Source organism: Streptomyces sp. NPDC042364 (assembly GCF_056437585.1).
In genome coordinates this window covers 16063-33359 of record NZ_JBWKAJ010000031.1, presented here as the reverse complement: position 1 = coordinate 33359, position 17297 = coordinate 16063, and the positions used below count along the sequence as shown (strand labels likewise).

18 protein-coding genes are annotated in these 17297 nt (G+C 72.9%); 11 read left to right on the top strand and 7 right to left on the bottom strand.

Going from position 1 to position 17297, the window contains the following annotated elements; translation table 11 throughout:
- The first annotated feature begins 1 nt into the window (after position 1).
- Entirely contained in the window at positions 2-394 is a 393-nt protein-coding gene (locus AC067N_RS36590; protein WP_478683263.1) for a DUF6113 family protein, read from the top strand.
- A 160-nt stretch (positions 395-554) separates the two neighbouring features.
- Entirely contained in the window at positions 555-2675 is a 2121-nt protein-coding gene (locus AC067N_RS36585; RefSeq protein ID WP_478683262.1) for a hypothetical protein, read from the top strand.
- Positions 2676-2953: 278 nt separating this feature from the next.
- Here AC067N_RS36585 and AC067N_RS36580 read toward each other — a convergent pair whose 3' ends face one another.
- Both AC067N_RS36580 and AC067N_RS36575 read right to left on the bottom strand, forming a co-directional pair.
- On the bottom strand, positions 2954-3805 hold the full coding sequence (locus tag AC067N_RS36580) for a transglutaminase-like and tetratricopeptide repeat-containing protein (RefSeq protein WP_478683261.1): 852 nt from the start codon (positions 3803-3805) through the stop codon (positions 2954-2956).
- 17 nt (positions 3806-3822) lie between these two features.
- A complete protein-coding gene (locus AC067N_RS36575) occupies positions 3823-4884 on the bottom strand; it encodes a GNAT family N-acetyltransferase (RefSeq protein ID WP_478683260.1) in 1062 nt (353 codons plus the stop codon).
- A 140-nt stretch (positions 4885-5024) separates the two neighbouring features.
- Here AC067N_RS36575 and fdxA point away from each other — a divergent pair, with 140 nt between their 5' ends.
- Positions 5025-5342 carry a ferredoxin gene (gene fdxA / locus AC067N_RS36570; RefSeq protein ID WP_004926152.1) on the top strand — a complete coding sequence of 106 codons (318 nt, stop codon included), beginning with the start codon at positions 5025-5027 and terminating at the stop codon, positions 5340-5342.
- Between the two features lie 175 nt (positions 5343-5517).
- Positions 5518-6627 (top strand): bifunctional succinyldiaminopimelate transaminase/glutamate-prephenate aminotransferase, encoded by a 1110-nt coding sequence (locus tag AC067N_RS36565; protein WP_478683259.1) that lies wholly within the window; start codon positions 5518-5520, stop codon positions 6625-6627.
- A 64-nt stretch (positions 6628-6691) separates the two neighbouring features.
- On the opposite strand, the gene AC067N_RS36560 is transcribed toward AC067N_RS36565, so the two are convergent.
- Entirely contained in the window at positions 6692-7225 is a 534-nt protein-coding gene (locus AC067N_RS36560) for an ATP-binding protein (RefSeq protein WP_478683258.1), read from the bottom strand.
- Between the two features lie 411 nt (positions 7226-7636).
- Positions 7637-8647, bottom strand: a complete 1011-nt coding sequence (locus AC067N_RS36555; protein ID WP_478683257.1) for a VldE C-terminal domain-containing protein — start codon at positions 8645-8647, stop codon at positions 7637-7639.
- Positions 8648-8765: 118 nt separating this feature from the next.
- On the opposite strand from AC067N_RS36555, the gene dapE reads away from it, so the two are divergent.
- Both dapE and AC067N_RS36545 read left to right on the top strand, forming a co-directional pair.
- On the top strand, positions 8766-9845 hold the full coding sequence (gene dapE / locus AC067N_RS36550) for a succinyl-diaminopimelate desuccinylase (protein ID WP_478683256.1): 1080 nt from the start codon (positions 8766-8768) through the stop codon (positions 9843-9845).
- 167 nt (positions 9846-10012) lie between these two features.
- Complete coding sequence (locus tag AC067N_RS36545; protein ID WP_478683255.1) at positions 10013-10771, top strand: LOG family protein; 759 nt, start codon at positions 10013-10015, stop codon at positions 10769-10771.
- Between the two features lie 133 nt (positions 10772-10904).
- On the opposite strand, the gene folP is transcribed toward AC067N_RS36545, so the two are convergent.
- Positions 10905-11765 carry a dihydropteroate synthase gene (gene folP / locus AC067N_RS36540; protein WP_478683254.1) on the bottom strand — a complete coding sequence of 287 codons (861 nt, stop codon included), beginning with the start codon at positions 11763-11765 and terminating at the stop codon, positions 10905-10907.
- A gap of 119 nt (positions 11766-11884) precedes the next feature.
- Here folP and AC067N_RS36535 point away from each other — a divergent pair, with 119 nt between their 5' ends.
- Together AC067N_RS36535 and AC067N_RS36530 are read left to right on the top strand one after the other, a co-directional pair.
- A complete protein-coding gene (locus tag AC067N_RS36535; RefSeq protein WP_478683253.1) occupies positions 11885-12235 on the top strand; it encodes a DivIVA domain-containing protein in 351 nt (116 codons plus the stop codon).
- Positions 12232-12822, top strand: coding sequence for a DNA-3-methyladenine glycosylase I (locus tag AC067N_RS36530; protein ID WP_478683252.1), 591 nt, complete (start codon positions 12232-12234; stop codon positions 12820-12822). Before AC067N_RS36535 ends, AC067N_RS36530 begins: the two co-directional genes overlap by 4 nt.
- Before the next feature lie 39 nt (positions 12823-12861).
- On the opposite strand, the gene chcB is transcribed toward AC067N_RS36530, so the two are convergent.
- On the bottom strand, positions 12862-13653 hold the full coding sequence (chcB, locus tag AC067N_RS36525; RefSeq protein ID WP_478683251.1) for a 2-cyclohexenylcarbonyl CoA isomerase: 792 nt from the start codon (positions 13651-13653) through the stop codon (positions 12862-12864).
- Positions 13654-14031: 378 nt separating this feature from the next.
- On the opposite strand from chcB, the gene AC067N_RS36520 reads away from it, so the two are divergent.
- Positions 14032-14199, top strand: coding sequence for a DUF3117 domain-containing protein (locus tag AC067N_RS36520; protein WP_003966491.1), 168 nt, complete (start codon positions 14032-14034; stop codon positions 14197-14199).
- Between the two features lie 150 nt (positions 14200-14349).
- On the opposite strand, the gene AC067N_RS36515 is transcribed toward AC067N_RS36520, so the two are convergent.
- Positions 14350-14967, bottom strand: a complete 618-nt coding sequence (locus AC067N_RS36515; RefSeq protein WP_478683304.1) for an O-methyltransferase — start codon at positions 14965-14967, stop codon at positions 14350-14352.
- Positions 14968-15324: 357 nt separating this feature from the next.
- Between AC067N_RS36515 and sigE the strand changes: the two genes are divergently transcribed.
- Both sigE and AC067N_RS36505 read left to right on the top strand, forming a co-directional pair.
- Positions 15325-16041 carry an RNA polymerase sigma factor SigE gene (gene sigE, locus AC067N_RS36510; RefSeq protein WP_478683303.1) on the top strand — a complete coding sequence of 239 codons (717 nt, stop codon included), beginning with the start codon at positions 15325-15327 and terminating at the stop codon, positions 16039-16041.
- Entirely contained in the window at positions 16038-17261 is a 1224-nt protein-coding gene (locus AC067N_RS36505) for an anti-sigma factor family protein (protein ID WP_478683250.1), read from the top strand. The genes sigE and AC067N_RS36505 overlap by 4 nt, the downstream gene beginning before the upstream one ends.
- Positions 17262-17297 lie beyond the last annotated feature (36 nt).

Here is a 17297-nt window from a genome sequence, read left to right as displayed (position 1 = left end):
CATGCTCGCTCAGCCGTTGAGCCTGCCCTCGCTCGGGCGGAGCGCCGCCTACCTGGGACTCCTCCTGCTGGGAGCCGTGACCGGAGTGGCCGGGGGGCTCGCCCAAGCAGCCTGGTTCCCCCTCGGATTGCTGCTCGCGCTGATCGGCGCGGCCGGGCTCTTCCTGGGTGGCGCCCGCGTGACGGGCGGCAGGGCGGGGGCCGTTGCGCCGGCCGCCGGCTGGATGATCTCCGTGGTCCTGCTGACCTCCACCCGGCCGGAGGGCGACTTCCTCTTCGCCGCGGGAGTCGGCTCGTATCTCTTCCTGCTCGGCGGCATGGCTGTGGCTGTGATGTGCGCCACCCTTGGACGGGGGCGGCAACCGGCCGGGTCCGACGCCCGACTTGGGAAGTGACGTACCAGTTCGCCGCAGTCGGGGGGTGCGGGTCCCGTGTGGGTTTCCCACGCGGTCGTGGGATACGCGCCGGAAGTGGCCAGTATGGTGGTGCGCGCCGCCGAGCTGCCCGCTGAGTTGAGGTCGTGACGGGCGGCGGAGCAAACCGGGAGAACCTGCCTTGAGTCGTGAAACTGACACTTCGTCCTCCGGGGCCAATGGGCGCGGCAGCACCGCGTACCCGTCGGGGACACCGCCGTACGGCACACCCATGGCCACCGAGGCCGGTGCCGAAGCGGCCCGGTCGGCCGCAGGCGAGCGGCCGGACGGCCCCAAGACCGAGACCACACTGACGACGCGGGTCCGGATCAACATCCCCGGGTCCCGGCCGATCCCGCCGGTCGTCGTGCGCAAGCCGGTCGGTGACGGCGAGAGCGCGGCGGACGACGCCGGCTCCGAGTCGGAGACCACCGGCGCCACCGCCATGCCCGTGCTGACGGACACCCCGGCCCCCGCGCCGGAGCCGTCCCAGGCGGCCGACGACAAGCCGGCGAGCGACTGGTTCGCGCCACGCAAGAGCTCCCCCGCGGGCAAGGCCCCCGGCGGCGGTGGCACCAACGGCGCCGGGTTCTCCGCCGGAACGGCGGCCGTGACCGGCGGCCCGGCCACCCGCCCCGGCGGTGGCAACGGCGCAGGCAGGCCGCCCGGCGCCCCCTCCGCCCAGCCCGGCGGCCCCCGCCCCGGCGCGAGCGGCGCCCCCCGGCCCGGCGGTACGAACGGTGCCGGGCTCCCCGGTGCCACCAGCGCCGGACCGGTGGCTCCCGGCCACGGCGGCGGCACCGGCTCCTTCGACGTGTCGGCCGCGCTCGCCGCCGCCACGTCCGACCGCGAGGACCTGCCGTACTTCTCGGGCAACGGCACCGGGCGCGGCCCCTCCGGCCCCTCCGGCCCGGCGGGCCCCACCGGAGGCCCCGTCACCGGCGACAGCCCCCTCGGCCCGCCCGCGACCCCGAACGACCCCTTCGGTGCCGCCGCCGACTTCACCTCCCCGGTCGGCGCGGACTACGCCCACCCCGGCGGCGGCCTCAGTGACGACACCGCGGTGCTCACCCCGCAGCGTCCCGCCGGCGAGTCCGGCACCCCCGGCCACGGCGGCCCCGGCTCTCTGGACAACCCGTCCGGGCACACCCTGACCAGCGGCATCCCCGTCGTACCCCCGGGCATACAGGGCGCCCCCTTCGGCCCGGACGGCGTCGACGGCGCGACCCGGCACACCCCGCCGAAGCTGCCCGACCCCGGTACGCAGCAGCAGAAGCCCGGCGGGGGCAAGGCCGCGAAGGCCGCCAAGCCGGCCAAGAAGAAGGGCCGCAGCAAGCTGGCACTCCTCGGCGGCGGCGTGGTCGTCCTCGCCGGCGGTGTGTACGGCGCCGGTCTCCTCATGAACCACTCCGACGTCCCCAAGGGCACCACCGTCCTCGGCGTCGACATCGGCGGCGGCACCCGCGACGAGGCGGTCAACAAGCTGGACCAGGCCTTCGCCGACCATATGAACAAGGAGCTGAAGCTCGCGGTCGACGGCGACACGGTCACCCTCCGGCCGGACCAGGCCGGTCTCCAGTTCGACATGCAGGACACGGTCCGTGTCGCCGCCGTCAGCGACTACAACCCGGTCTCCGTGATCGGATCCCTCTTCGGGCAGAAGCGGGTCGTCGAGCCCGTCATGCCCGTCGACGAGGAGAAGCTCCGGGCCGCGCTGGAGCGCGCCGCGGGCAGCTCCGGCTCGGCGAGCGACGGCACCGTGAAGTACGAGCCGGGCAAGGCCGTCGCCGTCTACGGCAAGTCCGGCAAGGGCATCGCCGTCGACCAGTCGTCCGACGCCGTCGAGGAGGCCTACCGCACCCAGGTCGAGACGGGTACGGCCCCCGCCGTGAGCCTCCCGACCACGGCCAGGGAGCCGTCGGTCGGCAAGGCCGAGGTCGACCGGTTCATGAAGGACTTCGCGCAGCCGGCGATGTCCGCCATCGTCACCGTGCAGACGGACGCCGCGCACAGCGTCAAGCTGAGCCCCGAGAACTCCCTGTGGAAGTTCCTCACCGTCAAGGCCGTCGACGGCAAGCTCGTCGACTCCTACGACGAGAAGGCCCTGGAGGAGCTGTACGGCGGCACCTTCGACGGCGTCCTGATCACCCGGGCCAACGGCGACAAGACCCCGGTCAACGCCAAGGACGTCTACGGCGCCCTCCGCCTGGCCCTGAAGAGCAAGACCGACAGGGTCGCCGTGATCGACACCAACCCGACCTGACGGAGCACGACGCGGAGGGGGCACCCGGAGGCACACCGGGTGCCCCCTCCGCGTCTGTCGCCCCGCTGTCTCTCCGCCCGCAGGAGACTGCCCGGTGACGGGGCGGCGCACGGAGAACACCGTCCAGGGCAGCCGAGTCAGGGGCGCGGGGAACCGCGGGACCAGCCACAACGCACCCGCAGCCGTCCACCGCCCCGGGACCCGCGGTGAGCGCGCGCACGCCGCCGGTGTGCGTGCCGCGCCCCGAGGTCCAGGCGTGATCCAAACGACAGGCCCTACTAGTTCAACCGCGCCCGAGCCGCCCCCGCCTGCCGCCGCACCCGCTCCGCCGCGCTCTCGTCCACCCCGGCCACCACATCCGCGTACGCCTCCAACTCGGCGGCCCCGCGCAGAAACTCCCCCCGCTGCACCAGCAACCGCGCCCACTCGTACCGCAACCTGGCCGGACGCGAGGGCAGCGCCAGCGACAGCTCGATCGCCCACAACGCCACGTCCGACCGCTCCGGCCGGGCGGCGGCCCACGCCCGCACGTTGTTCAGGACCCTCAGCACGACGTCCAGCGGATCGGCCGGCCGCAGCATCCCCGGCTCCAGCGGACCCCCCGTCGCGCCCGCGACCAGCGTCCTCGCATCGCTCCCGGTGAGCACCCGCCCCCCGTCGAACGGATCCGCCAGCACCTGCTCCTCGGCGGGCCCGAAACCCACGACGAAGTGCCCGGGCAGCGCGACGCCGTACACCGGGGCCCCCGCCCGCCGGGCCACCTCCGTCCACACCACGGACAGCAGGATCGGCAGCCCCCGCCGCCGGTCCAGCACCCGGTGGAGCAACGACGACTCCAGCCGCTGGTAGTCCGCGGCGGAGCCGCGGAACCCGCACCGGTCCCCGAGCAGCCCCGCCAGCGCGAGCGCCCACGCCCGCGGACCTCCGGGACGGTACGGCAGCAGCCCCGCGAGCCGGTCGAGTTCGATCTGCGCGGCGTCGAGGCCGTCGTCGTCCAGGGCCCCGTCGCCCGCGGCCCCCACGAGCAGGCAGAGCGTGGCGAGATCGGGCCGCTCGGCCCGAGCCTCCGCGGCGAACCGCCGTCGGACCTCAGCGGCCCGCTCCGGCTCCGGAGGAAGTGGGGCACGCATGTCAGGGTGCTGCCCGCTCATGACGATCGATACGACTCGGAACCGGAACCCGCGGAATCGCCACCGAAGCCGGCCCGGTCACCGGCCTCCTCGGGCGCCCGATAGTGGTGGTACGCGTGGTGCGCCGCGAAGCCCATGCCCGCGTACAGCGCCCGCGCCGCCGCGTTGTCCGTCTCCACCTGGAGCCAGCCCGCCGAGGCCCCCTCGTCCAGCGCCCGCCGGGCCAGCGCGGCCATCACGGTCGTCGCCAGCCCCTCCCGGCGCCGCGCAGGATCGACCTCCACGGCCGCGAAACCGGCCCACCGCCCGTCCACGACGCACCGCCCGATCGCCGCCGGCGGGGCCCCCTCGGCCGCCGGCACCGTCGCGAACCACACCGAGGGCCCGCTGCCGAGCACCTTCAGCGCGACCTCGCTCACGCCCTTGCGCTGGTAGCGGCTCAGCCACGCCTCGTCCGCCGTCCGGGACAGCCGCACACCGGGTGCCTCCCGGTCCGCGACCGGCGCGAGGGCCCCGATCCACAGCTCGGCGGTCACCTCCCGGCTCCACCCGCGCTCCTCCACCGCCGCGCAGAGCAGCTCCTGGGTGCCCTCGCCGCCCGTGGCCAGCTGTATGTACGCGGGCAGCCCCCGGGCCGCGTACCAGCCGCGTACGGCCGTCAGAGCCTCGTCCAGGGGTATGCCGGGATCACCGAGGGGCAGCACCGAGTTGGCGCGCCGGGTGAAGCCGGAGGCGGCCCGCAGCTCCCACCCGCCGAGCGACTCCCGCTCGACCGGCTGCCAGGCCCGCGCCGAGACACGCGCCAGTTCCTCGTACGAGGCCGCGGGTCCCCGCCGGCGGGCGGGCGCGGCGGGCACCACCTTCCCCGCCACCAGCGAGGACTCCTCGATCCGTACGCGTTCCCCGTCCCTGCGGGTGATCAGCAGCACGCCGTCGTCCCATGATGTGAGAACACCGACCGTGTCGGTGAATTTCCGACCCGCGGCGGCATCCTCGGCAACGCGCCGCACCGAAACGCGTTTTCCCACGTCAGCGGCGGAAACGCGGATCTCGAGACGTCCACCGGCAGAGATTTCCACAGGTCAGTTCACCCCTCCTGTTCGGATCATGCCCAGGAACGGAGATACTAGGTGCGGGCATCGACGACGCCGCGCTCCCGCGCGCCAGGCGGCGGAGCCTGAGGAGGCCCGCCAGCGCCCTATCGAGGAGGAACGACAGCGTGACCTACGTCATCGCGCAGCCTTGTGTCGACGTCAAGGACAAGGCGTGCATCGAGGAGTGCCCGGTCGACTGCATCTACGAGGGTCAGCGGTCCCTCTACATCCACCCGGATGAATGCGTCGACTGCGGCGCCTGTGAGCCGGTCTGCCCGGTCGAGGCGATCTTCTACGAGGACGACACTCCGGAGGAGTGGAAGGACTACTACAAGGCGAACGTCGAGTTCTTCGACGAGCTCGGCTCCCCGGGCGGTGCGAGCAAGCTCGGCCTGATCGAGCGCGACCACCCCTTCATCGCCGCCCTGCCGCCGCAGGCCTGAGGCAGTGACGCCGCGGGCCCGCCCGGCCGGCGGCCCGCGTCCAGCGCCGCCTCGGTCCCGTACGGTCCGATCACCATGATCGCCGTACGGGACCGAGGCGTTCGCCGTACGAGCAGTGCGTACGCTGCGCCCTCGGCGCACGGGAACGTACGTACGAGAAAGTGAGCCAGATCCCGTGTCCGCAGTCAGCGATCGTCTCCCCACCTTCCCCTGGGACAAGCTGGAGCCGTACAAGGCGACGGCCGCCGCCCACCCAGGCGGCATCGTCGACCTCTCCGTGGGCACCCCGGTCGACCCGGTCCCCGAGCTGATCCAGAAGGCGCTGGTGGCCGCGGCCGACTCGCCGGGCTACCCGACCGTCTGGGGCACCCCCGAACTGCGTGACGCGATCACCGGCTGGGCCGAGCGCCGCCTCGGCGCCCGCGGGATCACCCACCGCCACGTCCTGCCGATCGTCGGCTCCAAGGAACTGGTCGCCTGGCTCCCCACCCAGCTCGGCCTCGGCCCCGGCGACCGGGTGGCGTATCCGCGCCTCGCGTACCCGACGTACGAGGTGGGCGCCCGCCTCGCCCGTGCCGAGCATGAGGTCTACGACGACCCGACGAGGCTCGACCCCGAGGGGCTGAAGCTCCTCTGGCTGAACTCGCCCTCCAACCCCACCGGCAAGGTCCTCTCCCAGGAGGAGCTGACCCGGATCGTGGCCTGGGCCCGTGAGCACGGCATCCTGCTCTTCTCCGACGAGTGCTACCTGGAGCTGGGCTGGGAGGCGGACCCCGTCTCGGTCCTGCACCCGGAGGTCAACGGCGGCTCGTACGACGGCATCGTGGCCGTCCACTCCCTCTCCAAGCGCTCCAACCTGGCGGGCTACCGCGCGGCCTTCCTGCTGGGCGACCCGGCCGTCCTGAACCCGCTCCTGCAGATCCGCAAGCACGGCGGCATGATGACCTCGGCCCCCACCCAGGCCGCCGTGGTCGCCGCCCTCGGGGACGACGCCCACGTCCGCGAACAGCGCGACCGCTACGCCGCCCGCCGTGCCGCCCTCCGCGACGCCCTGGAGCGCCACGGCTTCCGCATCGAACACAGCGAGGCCAGCCTGTACCTCTGGGCCACCCGGGACGAGTCCTGCTGGAGCACGGTCGCCCACCTCGCCGGCCTGGGCATCCTCGTGGCCCCCGGCGACTTCTACGGCCCCGCGGGCGAGCACCACGTCCGTGTGGCCTTCACGGCCACGGACGAGCGGGTCGCGGCAGCGGTGGCCCGTCTGACCGGAGCAACCGGGGCATAGCTCCGGCCGCACAGCCGAAAGGGCCCGGGGAAGCCCCCGGGCCCCTCGCACGCTGGACCAGGTGTCAGCCGAGCGGGCTCTTGACCGGCAGCTTGCCCGTCGGCAGCCCGCCCTTGGCGACGGAGTCCGTCGGCAGCCCGCCCTTGGCGACGGAGTCCGTCGGCAGCCCGCCCTTGGCGACGGAGTCCGTCGGCAGCCCGCCCTTGGTGACCGTGTCCGTCGGCAGCCCGCTCTTCGTCGCGCCCTTGGCCGCGTCACCCAGGGCCGCCCCGGCGGTGCCCGCGGCGTCCCCGGCGGTCTTCTGCGCGACGGGCGCCGTCTGCTTGGCGGCCTTCCCGCCGGTCCTGCTCACGGTCGGCAGCGTCTCCTTGGCCGCCTTGCCGCCGACGTTGCTCGCGACGCCGGTGACGCTCTGCGTCGCGCCGTCAACCGTGCTGCCGGCGTTCGCCCCGTCCACGGCGGACAGACCGCCCAGGTCCGGGGTGGCCGGTAGTTCGGGCGCCGCGCTCGCGGAGCCGGCCGCACCGACCACGGAGGCCGCTCCCGCTGCGGTCAGCAGCGCGGCATTGGCGATCCGGCGGGTCAGGGGGAGGGACATGGTGCTCCTTTGACGGAAGAGAACGGTGAAGTGTCCGACCTCGCCCGGGAGTTGATGGGGTCACCCCGGGCTCGGACGCAGTGATTACCGCTCGAGGTCCGCGAAGGTTGCGGCGGCCCGACGTAAAGAGTTGGCAATGCGTCGCATTATCGAATGCGTGCAAAAGAGGATGAACGGCACGCGGTTCGACTGTGTGCTGAATCCTTACCGCTCCGCTCTCCCAAGGGGTGTGGAGAGACAAGGGTGAGCAGGCCGGGACTCGGGCACCCCGTCCACCCGACGCGCCGCACATGCCTCTGACGGGTGAGCGTCGAGCCCTGCTGTCCAGGGACGATTCGGACCCGCCGCACCGTGACGCCCCGGGGCGACGCGGACCTCTGGCGTCCGGTCGTCCCCGGCGGAAGCGGACCTCTACCGTGCCGTGACGATGCGGACCTCGGCCGTGGATCCCGCCCCCACGGCCTTGCGCCACGCGCCGGCCCGGCCTTCGGCGACCCACTCCCGCCCGGCGTACGAGACGCGCTCGACACCCAGCCGGGAGGAGTTCGCGACGGCCCAGTGCGCCAGCTCCCAGCCGCGCCGCCGCATGTCGCCGGCGCCTCCGGCGTCCGACACGGGGATGGTGAGGGCGGAGACGGCCGGGCTCGGAGTCGCCCCGGCCGCCGGCGGGGCACCGGTCGAACCCGAGGCGGTCGCGGACGCGGCGGAACGCGAGGACTTCACCACGGCCCCGGCCGTCTCGAACATCTTGTCCCCGAAGTCCCGCGCGAGCGCGCTGCGCACCGCCTCGGGGCCGCCGCCGTACGCCGTGGCGGACACCTCCCGGCGCCCCTCGCAGGTCAGCGTGGCCGCCGCCCGGCCGGTCAGCGCGGCGGCCAGCAGCGTGGCGTCCGGCTCGTGCTTGGCGTAGGCGTCGGGATAGCCGCTGCGCTGTACCCGCTGGGCGGCCACGGTCAGCGGCAGCTCCTCGTAGTCCGCGACCTTGACCAGATGCTCGTAGAACTCGCCCGCCGCGTAGACGGGGTCCTGGATCTGCCGCTCGGTGCCCCAGCCCTGCGACGGGCGCTGCTGGAACAGCCCCAGGGAGTCCCGGTCGCCGTGCGCGATGTTGCGCAGGGCCGACTCCTGGAGCGCGGTCGCCAGCGCGATCGTCACGGCACGCTCGGGCAGGCCGCGGGAGGTGCCGACGGCCGAGATCGTCGCCGCGTTCGCCGCCTGCTCGGGGGTGAACTCGTACGACGTCTTCTCGTCCTCGGCCGACACCACCTTGCACTTCGGTGTGCCGTTGCCCCCGGTCAGATACTGCATGGTCAGATACGCCCCCAGGGCGAGCAGCACGACGAACGCCGCCGCGAAACGCAGGAAGCAGCCCCCACGGCGACGGGGGCGGGGATGCGGAGAAACGGTGTACGACTCTGGCACGCCGTACAAGGTACTGGAGGGTAATGCGAACGTGCCCGGGTTGTGGACAACCTCGTCGCCGGCGGCCTGAACCCGTCGGCAGCCGGGACCGTACGGGCGGCGCGTTAGGGTCGAGGACATGGCCGACACCCCGATTGACCTCACGCTGGACGCCGCGCGGCTGACCGCGCAGCTCGTCGACTTCCCCTCCGAGAGCGGCACCGAGAAGCCGCTCGCGGACGCGATCGAGACCGCGTTGCGCGCCCTGCCGCACCTCGCGGTCGAGCGCTTCGGCAACAACGTCGTCGCCCGTACGCGGCTGGGGCGGGCGGAGCGGGTGATCCTGGCCGGCCACATCGACACCGTGCCCATCGCCGACAACGTCCCCTCCCGCCTCGACGAGGACGGTGTCCTGTGGGGCTGCGGCACCTGCGACATGAAGGCCGGCGTCGCGGTCCAGCTGCGCATCGCGGCCACGGTGCCGTCCCCGAACCGCGACCTGACCTTCGTCTTCTACGACAACGAGGAGGTCGCCGCCGAGCTGAACGGCCTGAAGCACATCTCCGAGGCGCACCCCGAGTGGCTGGAGGGCGACTTCGCCGTCCTCCTGGAGCCCTCCGACGGCCAGGTCGAGGGCGGCTGCCAGGGCACCCTGCGGGTCCTGCTGAGGACGAAGGGCGAACGCGCCCACTCCGCCCGCGGCTGGATGGGCTCCAACGCCATCCACACTGCCGCCCCGATTCTCGCCCGTCTCGCCGAGTACAAGCCGCGTTACCCGGTCATCGACGGCCTGGAGTACCGCGAGGGCCTGAACGCGGTCGGCATCTCGGGCGGCGTCGCCGGCAACGTCATCCCCGACGAGTGCGTGGTCACGGTCAACTTCCGTTACGCGCCGGACCGTACGGAGGAGGAGGCCGTCGCCCACGTCCGTGAGGTGTTCGCCGACTGCGGCGTCGAGGAGTTCGTGGTCGACGACCACAGCCCCGGCGCGCTGCCCGGCCTCTCCCACCCGGCCGCCGCCGCCTTCATCGAGGCGGTCGGCGGCACCCCCTCGCCCAAGTACGGCTGGACGGACGTCTCCCGCTTCAGCGCGCTCGGCGTGCCCGCGGTCAACTACGGCCCCGGGAACCCGCACTTGGCGCACAAGCGGGACGAACGCGTGGAGACCGCGAAGATCCTGGCGGGGGAGGAGCGGCTGCGGGCCTGGCTCACCGCGTGAGGCACCGAAGGGATTCGGCCGGTGGACCGCTGGAGATGAATCAGCGCATATCGGCGGGCATCGGAACGCGTCGGTGGCGGATCGCGGCGGACACGCTTGCGTCCCCCGCCCGTAACCCGCGTGGATCTACGCTGAACCGAACCACCAGCACGGCGGAGGGAGCGGACATGGCGACCGGCAACCCCGAGGGCAGGAACCAGCCACCGGAGGAACAGCGGCTCGGGCCGGTGCTGCGCAGACGCACCCAGGTGCAGGCGAGCACGACCGACCAACGGCTGCTGGACGCGGGCGGCCCCTCGGACTGGGTCCACACCGACCCCTGGCGGGTCCTGCGCATCCAGTCCGAGTTCATCGAGGGATTCGGCACGCTCGCCGAACTCCCGCCCGCGATCAGTGTCTTCGGCTCCGCCCGGACGCCGGCCGGCTCACCCGAGTACGAGGCGGGCGTCCGGCTCGGCCGCGGCCTCGTGGAGGCCGGCTTCGCCGTCATCACCGGCGGCGGCCCCGGGGCCATGGAGGCGGCCAACAGGGGCGCCCTCGAAGCCGGCGGCACCTCCGTCGGGCTCGGCATCGAGCTGCCCTTCGAGCAGGGCCTCAACCCGTACGTCGACATCGGCCTCAACTTCCGCTACTTCTTCGTCCGGAAGATGATGTTCGTCAAGTACGCCCAGGGCTTCGTGGTCCTGCCGGGCGGCCTCGGCACCCTCGACGAACTCTTCGAGGCCCTCACGCTCGTCCAGACCCAGAAGGTCACCCGCTTCCCGATCGTCCTCTTCGGCGAGTCCTACTGGAGCGGCCTGGTCGACTGGCTCACCCACACGCTCGTGGCCGAGGGCAAGGCCGCGAAGAAGGACCTGACCCTGTTCCACGTCACCGACGACGTGGACGAGGCGGTGGCCCTGGTCTCGAAGGAGGCGGGCCGCTGACAGACCCCCCCGGGAGAAGCAGGGGGCTCAGCCCGCGCTTCTCCCGGGGCGCGGCCCCCAGAAGCGGGCCGAAGGGGCGCGGCCCCTGGTGACGGGACGGGCCGGGGCGGGGCGGGGCAGCGGGCGAGGCCCCCTACGCCAGCCCCCGCCGGGCAACCGCCGGAGCCCGGTGCCCGGCGATCGACGCCACCATGTCGAGCACCTGCTTCGTCTCGGCCACCTCATGCACCCGGTACACCTGCGCCCCCAGCCACGCCGACACCGCCGTGGTCGCCAACGTCCCGACCACCCGCTCCTTCACCGGCTTGTCCAGCGTCTCCCCCACGAAGTCCTTGTTGGACAGCGACACCAGCACGGGCCACCCCGTGGCCACCATCTCCCCGAGCCGCCGGGTCGCCTCGAGGCTGTGCCGCGTGTTCTTCCCGAAGTCGTGCCCGGGGTCGATCATCACGGACTCCCGGGGCACCCCCAGCGCCACGGCCCGCTCGGCCAGCCCCACGGTCACCCGCAGGACGTCGGCCATGACGTCGTCGTACTCGACCCGATGCGGGCGGGTACGAGGCTCGGAGCCACCCGCGTGCGTGCACACCAGCCCCACCCGGTACCGCGCCGCCACCTCCGCCAGCCGCGGATCGACCCCGCCCCACGCGTCGTTCAGAAGATCCGCCCCGGCCTCGCAGACGGCCTCCCCCACCTCGTGCCGCCAGGTGTCGACGCTGATGATCACCTCGGGGAACCGCCGCCGCACCTCGGCCACGAACCCCACCGTGCGCCGCGCCTCCTCATCGGCGGTGACCTCCTCGCCGGGCCCGGCCTTCACCCCGCCGATGTCGATGATCGCGGCCCCCTCGGCGACCGCCTGCTCCACCCGCGCGAGTGCCGGCTCGTCCTGGAACGTGGCCCCCTGGTCGTAGAAGGAGTCGGGGGTCCGGTTCACGATCGCCATGATCACCGGCTCGTGCGTGCCGAATTCCCGCTTGCCCAGCCTGAGCATCCGCTGTGCCCTCTCCCGGTACGTCCCGCCGATTGACCGCCCTGGCCAACAGCCTGCGACCTTAACTGTCAGACTCGCATGGCACGATCGGAGCGGACACACTCGAGGGGACCCCAGCGATGTTCATGTTCTTGTTCCTGGTCGTCGCGCTCGCGGTCGTGGTGGCGGCGGTGACGCTGGCCGTGGTGGGCGGCGGCGACAGCGCGGCCCTGCCGGAGGCCGCGGCCGAGCGGCTCCAGGACCCGCTGCCGGCCGACCGCCCGGTCAACCGCGCCGACGTGGAGGCCCTCCGCTTCCCGGTCGCCGTGCGCGGCTACCGCATGGTGGACGTCGACGACGCCCTCAGCCGCCTCAGCGCCGAGATCGCCGAGCGGGACGCCCGGATCGCGGACCTGGAGTCCGCGCTCGCCGGCGCCCGCGCGGCCACCATGACGTCCCTGCGCAAGCCGGAGGAGGGCGAGCACCGGTGAGCGACGGCACCGCCCTCGCAGGCCCCGACGGCGCCCTGCGCTGCCCCTGGGCCCTGTCCACCGAGGACTACGTGGCGTACCACGACGAGGAATGGGGCCGCCCGGTCCACGGCGACGACGCGCTGTACGAGCGGCTCTGCCTGGAGGCCTTCCAGTCCGGCCTCTCCTGGATCACGATCCTGCGCCGCCGCGAGGGCTTCCGCGCGGCCTTCTCCGGCTTCCGGATCGCCGACGTGGCCGCCTTCACCGAGGCCGACAAGGAACGGCTCCTCGCCGACCCCGGCATCATCCGCAACCGCGCCAAGATCGAGGCCACGGTCGCCAACGCCCGGGTCCTCGCGGACTGGGCCCCCGGCGACCTGGACACCCTGATCTGGTCCCACGCCCCCGACGCCGCCGCCCGCCCGGTCCCGAAGACCCTCGCCGACGTCCCCGCGGTCACCCCCGAGTCCACCGCCCTCTCCAAGGCCCTGAAGAAACAGGGCATCCGCTTCGTCGGCCCGACGACGGCGTACGCACTGATGCAGGCGTGCGGCCTGGTGGACGACCACCTGGAGACCTGTGCGGCGAGAAGGGCGCAGCTCTAAGGGGTCCTTCGCGGTGGGGAGCGGCGGCCGGGGCCGGTCTCAGCGGCCCAGATACTTCGGCGTCTCCTTGTTCACGAAGGCCCGCACGGCGATCGCGTGGTCCTCCGACGCGCCCGCCCGGGTCTGGAGCTCGTCCTCCTTGTCCAGGGTGTCGGCCAGCGAGTGCGAGAACCCGTAGGCCATCGCCTCCTTGATCGCCGCGTATGCCACCGTGGGCCCGTCGGCCAGCATCCGTGCCACCTGCCCGGCCGCTTCCCGCAGGGAGGCCGCCGGCACGACCCGGTTGACCATCCCCAGCTCGTACGCCTCCTGGGCCTTGATGCTGCGCGGGAACAGCAGCAGATCGGCGGCCCTGCCGGGCCCGATGACGCGCGGCAGGGTCCACGAGACCCCGGAGTCGGCGGTGAGCGCGACCCCGGCGAAGGACGTGTTGAACGCGGCGGTGTCGGCGACCACCCGGTAGTCCGCGGCCAGCGCGAACCCCAGGCCGGCGCCGGCGGCGACCCCGTTCACACCCGCCACCACCGGCTTCCGCATACCGGCGATCGCCTTCACGATGGGGTTGTAGTGCTCCTTGACCGTGTTCATGACCTGCGTCGAGTCCTCGATGAGCAGCCCGATGTGCTCCTTCAGGTCCTGCCCCACACAGAAGGCCCGGTCCCCGGCGGCGGTGAGCAGCACGGCCCGTACCGCGCCGTCCCCGGCGGCGGACTCCACGGCCTCCCGCAGCGCGACCTTGGTCGCGATGTTCAGCGCGTTCATCGCCTCGGGGCGGTTCAGCGTGATCGTCGCGAGTCCGTCGTGCACCTCGTAGAGCACGGTGTCGGCCATGGCGGTTACCCCTCCGGTGTCGCGGCTGGTGACGTACTGGTCGGTACGCCCTGCGTCACAGCACAGCATGTCGGAGATCAACGGCGGTGGCGCGGGCCGGACGTGTGACCTGCGTCAAAGAATCACGATCGGCCGAGCGGCCACCGAGGCAGCTGTGGTGGCGCAGTATCGCAGCCACATCGCCGAATTGAGTGGTTTTGCTCGCGCGCGTTGCGCAAGCGATGCCAACTGATGTTGGTCATCGGGTCATGAGATGCGGGATAATGGCCTGGAAGCAATGTGTTCGATGCCGGTGTCGCGTGTCCCCAGGTGGGCCCGCGCCTGCCCTCCAGGGCCGTCGGCTTTGGCGATGAGCTGGTTTCAGGAAGGGGAACGAGCATGGCGGCCATGAAGCCGCGGACGGGCGATGGCCCGCTCGAGGTGACCAAGGAGGGGCGGGGCATCGTCATGCGCGTTCCGCTCGAAGGCGGCGGTCGGCTCGTCGTCGAGCTGACCCCTGACGAGGCCGACGCCCTCGGCGACGCCCTCAAGAAGGTCGTCGGCTGACGCGCGTAGCGACCCGTACCCTTTCAGCTGCCCCGGCACCGCCCCTCGGCGGTGCCGGGGCACTGTTTGTCGTACGGGTGAGCGGTGGAGGCGGGGCGGTCCGGCAGACGGACCGGGGTGTGCGGGCGGTACGGGGGCGGGCGCGGGGCGTCAGCGCTTGACCGCGCAGAGCAGCCCGTCGCCCACCGGAAGCAGGGAGGGCACCAGCTCGGGGCTCTCCCGGACCGTGCGCAGCAGCTCCCGCAGGCGTATGACCTCGGTGGGCTGCGGGCCCGAGTCGACGGTGCGGCCGTTGGCGAAGACACCCTCGAAGGCGACCAGGCCACCCGGTCTGAGCAGACGCAACGATTCAGCGAGGTAGTCGAGGCTCTCCAGCCGGTCGCCGTCGCAGAAGACGAGGTCGTACCCGGAGTCCGCGAGCCGGGGCAGCACGTCGAGGGCGTGGCCCGGGATGAAGCGCGCGCGGTTGCTGGCGAAGCCGGCCGCGCGGAACGCCTGCCGGGCGAACTGCTGGTGCTCCGGCTCCGGATCGACGGTGGTCAGCACGCCGTCCGGCCGCATGCCGTGCAGCAGATGGATACCGGAGACACCGGTCCCGGTACCGATCTCCGCGACCGCCTTGGCGTCCACGGAGGCGGCGAGCATGCTCAACGCGGCGCCTGTGCCGGGCGCCACCGAGCGCAGCCCTGCTTCCCGAGCCCGGTCGCGAGCCCAGCGCAGCGCGTCGTCCTCGGCGACAAAGGCGTCGGCGAACGCCCAGCTCGTCAGCCGGTTGCCGGTAATGACCCTCTCCTTATGTACCCGCGGATACCTGGGCGTGACTGTATCCGTTGCCGCCGGGAACCTGCTGATGGGACCGGTCGTTTAAAGGGATGAGTGAGTGACGGGGGCCGCGACGGGGGTCAAGTGATGGATCGGTACGGCGAGCAGGCGCCGGTGCAGGTGCTGACAAAGCCATATGAGCCGGATCTGCCGGATCAGCGGTATGAGCCGCATCGGCACACATCAATTTCTCGTAAAACCGCTTATCCGGAGCTAACGGGCGAGGTGGCTATGGTAGGGGCTCCACTGGACACCACCAGAGCCGATAGGGGAGGTGCGGCCGCACCTGTGGATCGGGGAGGAGTGCTGCGGCGCTTCCTCGGATCGGCGGGTAGGCCGAAATCCGTGAACGACACCGCTGACCAAAGCCACGCCGACGCTTCCGCCGCACGCGGAGCGCAGACTGCGACCTTCACCACGGACGCGCACGCGCAGGCGTGGACTCCGCCCACCTGGGAGGAGATCGTCAGCACCCACACCGGCCGGGTCTACCGCCTCGCCTACCGTCTCACCGGCAACCAGCACGACGCCGAGGACCTCACCCAGGAGGTCTTCGTCCGCGTCTTCCGCTCCCTGTCGACCTACACGCCCGGCACCTTCGAGGGCTGGCTGCACCGCATCACCACGAACCTCTTCCTGGACATGGTCCGGCGCAAGCAGCGCATCCGCTTCGACGCCCTCGGTGAGGACGCGGCGGAGCGCCTGCCCAGCCGTGAGCCCACCCCCCAGCAGATCTTCAACGACGCGCACTTCGACGCCGACGTCCAGCAGGCCCTCGACACCCTCGCGCCGGAGTTCCGTGCCGCCGTCGTCCTCTGCGACATCGAAGGACTGTCGTACGAGGAGATCGCCGCCACCCTCGGCGTCAAGCTCGGCACGGTCCGCTCCCGGATCCACCGCGGCCGCTCCCAGCTCCGCAAGGCTCTCGCGCACCGCTCCCCGGAAGCCCGGGCCGAGCAGCGCCGCGGCTTCACGGTGCCCCGGGTGCCCGCGCTGGGAGGAGGGGGCGCGACCGCGTGAGTGGATCCCGGCCCACCCCTGCTGAGCAGCACCTGGGAGACCGACTGTCCGCGCTGGTCGACGGAGAGCTCGGTCATGAGGCGCGCGAACGCGTCCTGGCACATCTGGCCACGTGTCCGAAGTGCAAGGCGGAGGCGGACGCCCAGCGCCGACTGAAGAACGTCTTCGCGGAGGCCGCTCCGCCGCCTCCCTCCGAGAGTTTCCTGGCCCGGCTCCAGATGCTCCCGGCGGGCGGCGACCTCGACGGCGGCTCCCCGCTGGACGGCGGAGACCTCGCAGGAAGACTCCGGGGGACGCCCGGCGGCCCCGGACTCCCCCTCGACTCCTCCGACGACAGGGACTTCGCCGACTTCGGCGTCTTCGGCCCCGCCGGGGACCCCTTCGGATACGTCCCCTCGGGTCCGCACGGCGGCACGCTGTCGCCCTCGGAAGGCCGTGGGCTGCTCGGTGGCCGGGGCCTGACCGCCGGACGCGGCTTCCTCGGTGAGCGTGGCTTCCTCGGCGCCCGGGGCCTCCTCGGCGACCGTGGAGCGCTCAACGGGCGCTCCGCGTCGGGTGATCGCGGCTTCCCCGGAGGAGGAGGCACACTCTCCGCGGACGGGGACAGCGGCGGCGACCGGCAGGACGGGACCGCCGAGGAGCGCGCGGCCACGGGTCACCGCGGCTTTCGGATCCACGACGTGAGCCGGCACGAGGTCGAGCGTTCGGCCTCGCGCGGTATGCGTTTCGCGTTCGTGGCGGCCGGCGCGGTGTCGCTGGCCGCGATCGCGCTGGGCGGCATGACCACCGGTGTGCCCGCCGAGACGGTGGACGCCCGAGGCGGCGCCGGCTCCGGCAGCAATGTCACACCTCTGAGGAACCAGACCACCGGAGCGGCCACCAGCCCCGAGGCGCAGCGTCGCCGCGGGACCGTCGGTCCCCTTCTCGGGCAGGGCCAGCGGGCCGCGGCCGAGGTACCGGTGGCGCCGACGGAGGTCTCCGCGCCCCTGCTGCCCGGCATCCCGGCGGCGGGCGGTCAGCTCCGCGGGGCCGCGGACCCGCTGACCACGCCCGTCCTGGCGGGCGCGGCCGTCATGTCCCCACTCATACGCCCGCTCCCGACGGTCCCGCCGCTCCGGCTGACGACGTGGCCGCAGGCGCCCGAGCTCGCCCCGCCGGGCCTGCTGACGGCCCCTGACACCACCTCGTCCCCCACTCCCACCTCGCCTGCCCTCCGCTGACACCGAGTTCTGCGCGCCGGCCCGCGAACCTGGTTG

Bases quoted from the DNA above. Each gene is read 5' to 3' on its own strand.
- AC067N_RS36590 (WP_478683263.1), top strand. From the start codon at position 2: ATGCTCGCTCAGCCGTTGAGCCTGCCCTCGCTCGGGCGGAGCGCCGCC.
- AC067N_RS36580 (WP_478683261.1), bottom strand. From the start codon at position 3,805: ATGCGTGCCCCACTTCCTCCGGAGCCGGAGCGGGCCGCTGAGGTCCGA.
- AC067N_RS36560 (WP_478683258.1), bottom strand. From the start codon at position 7,225: ATGTCCCTCCCCCTGACCCGCCGGATCGCCAATGCCGCGCTGCTGACC.
- dapE (WP_478683256.1), top strand. From the start codon at position 8,766: ATGGCCGACACCCCGATTGACCTCACGCTGGACGCCGCGCGGCTGACC.
- AC067N_RS36545 (WP_478683255.1), top strand. From the start codon at position 10,013: ATGGCGACCGGCAACCCCGAGGGCAGGAACCAGCCACCGGAGGAACAG.
- folP (WP_478683254.1), bottom strand. From the start codon at position 11,765: ATGCTCAGGCTGGGCAAGCGGGAATTCGGCACGCACGAGCCGGTGATC.
- AC067N_RS36535 (WP_478683253.1), top strand. From the start codon at position 11,885: ATGTTCATGTTCTTGTTCCTGGTCGTCGCGCTCGCGGTCGTGGTGGCG.
- chcB (WP_478683251.1), bottom strand. From the start codon at position 13,653: ATGGCCGACACCGTGCTCTACGAGGTGCACGACGGACTCGCGACGATC.
- AC067N_RS36520 (WP_003966491.1), top strand. From the start codon at position 14,032: ATGGCGGCCATGAAGCCGCGGACGGGCGATGGCCCGCTCGAGGTGACC.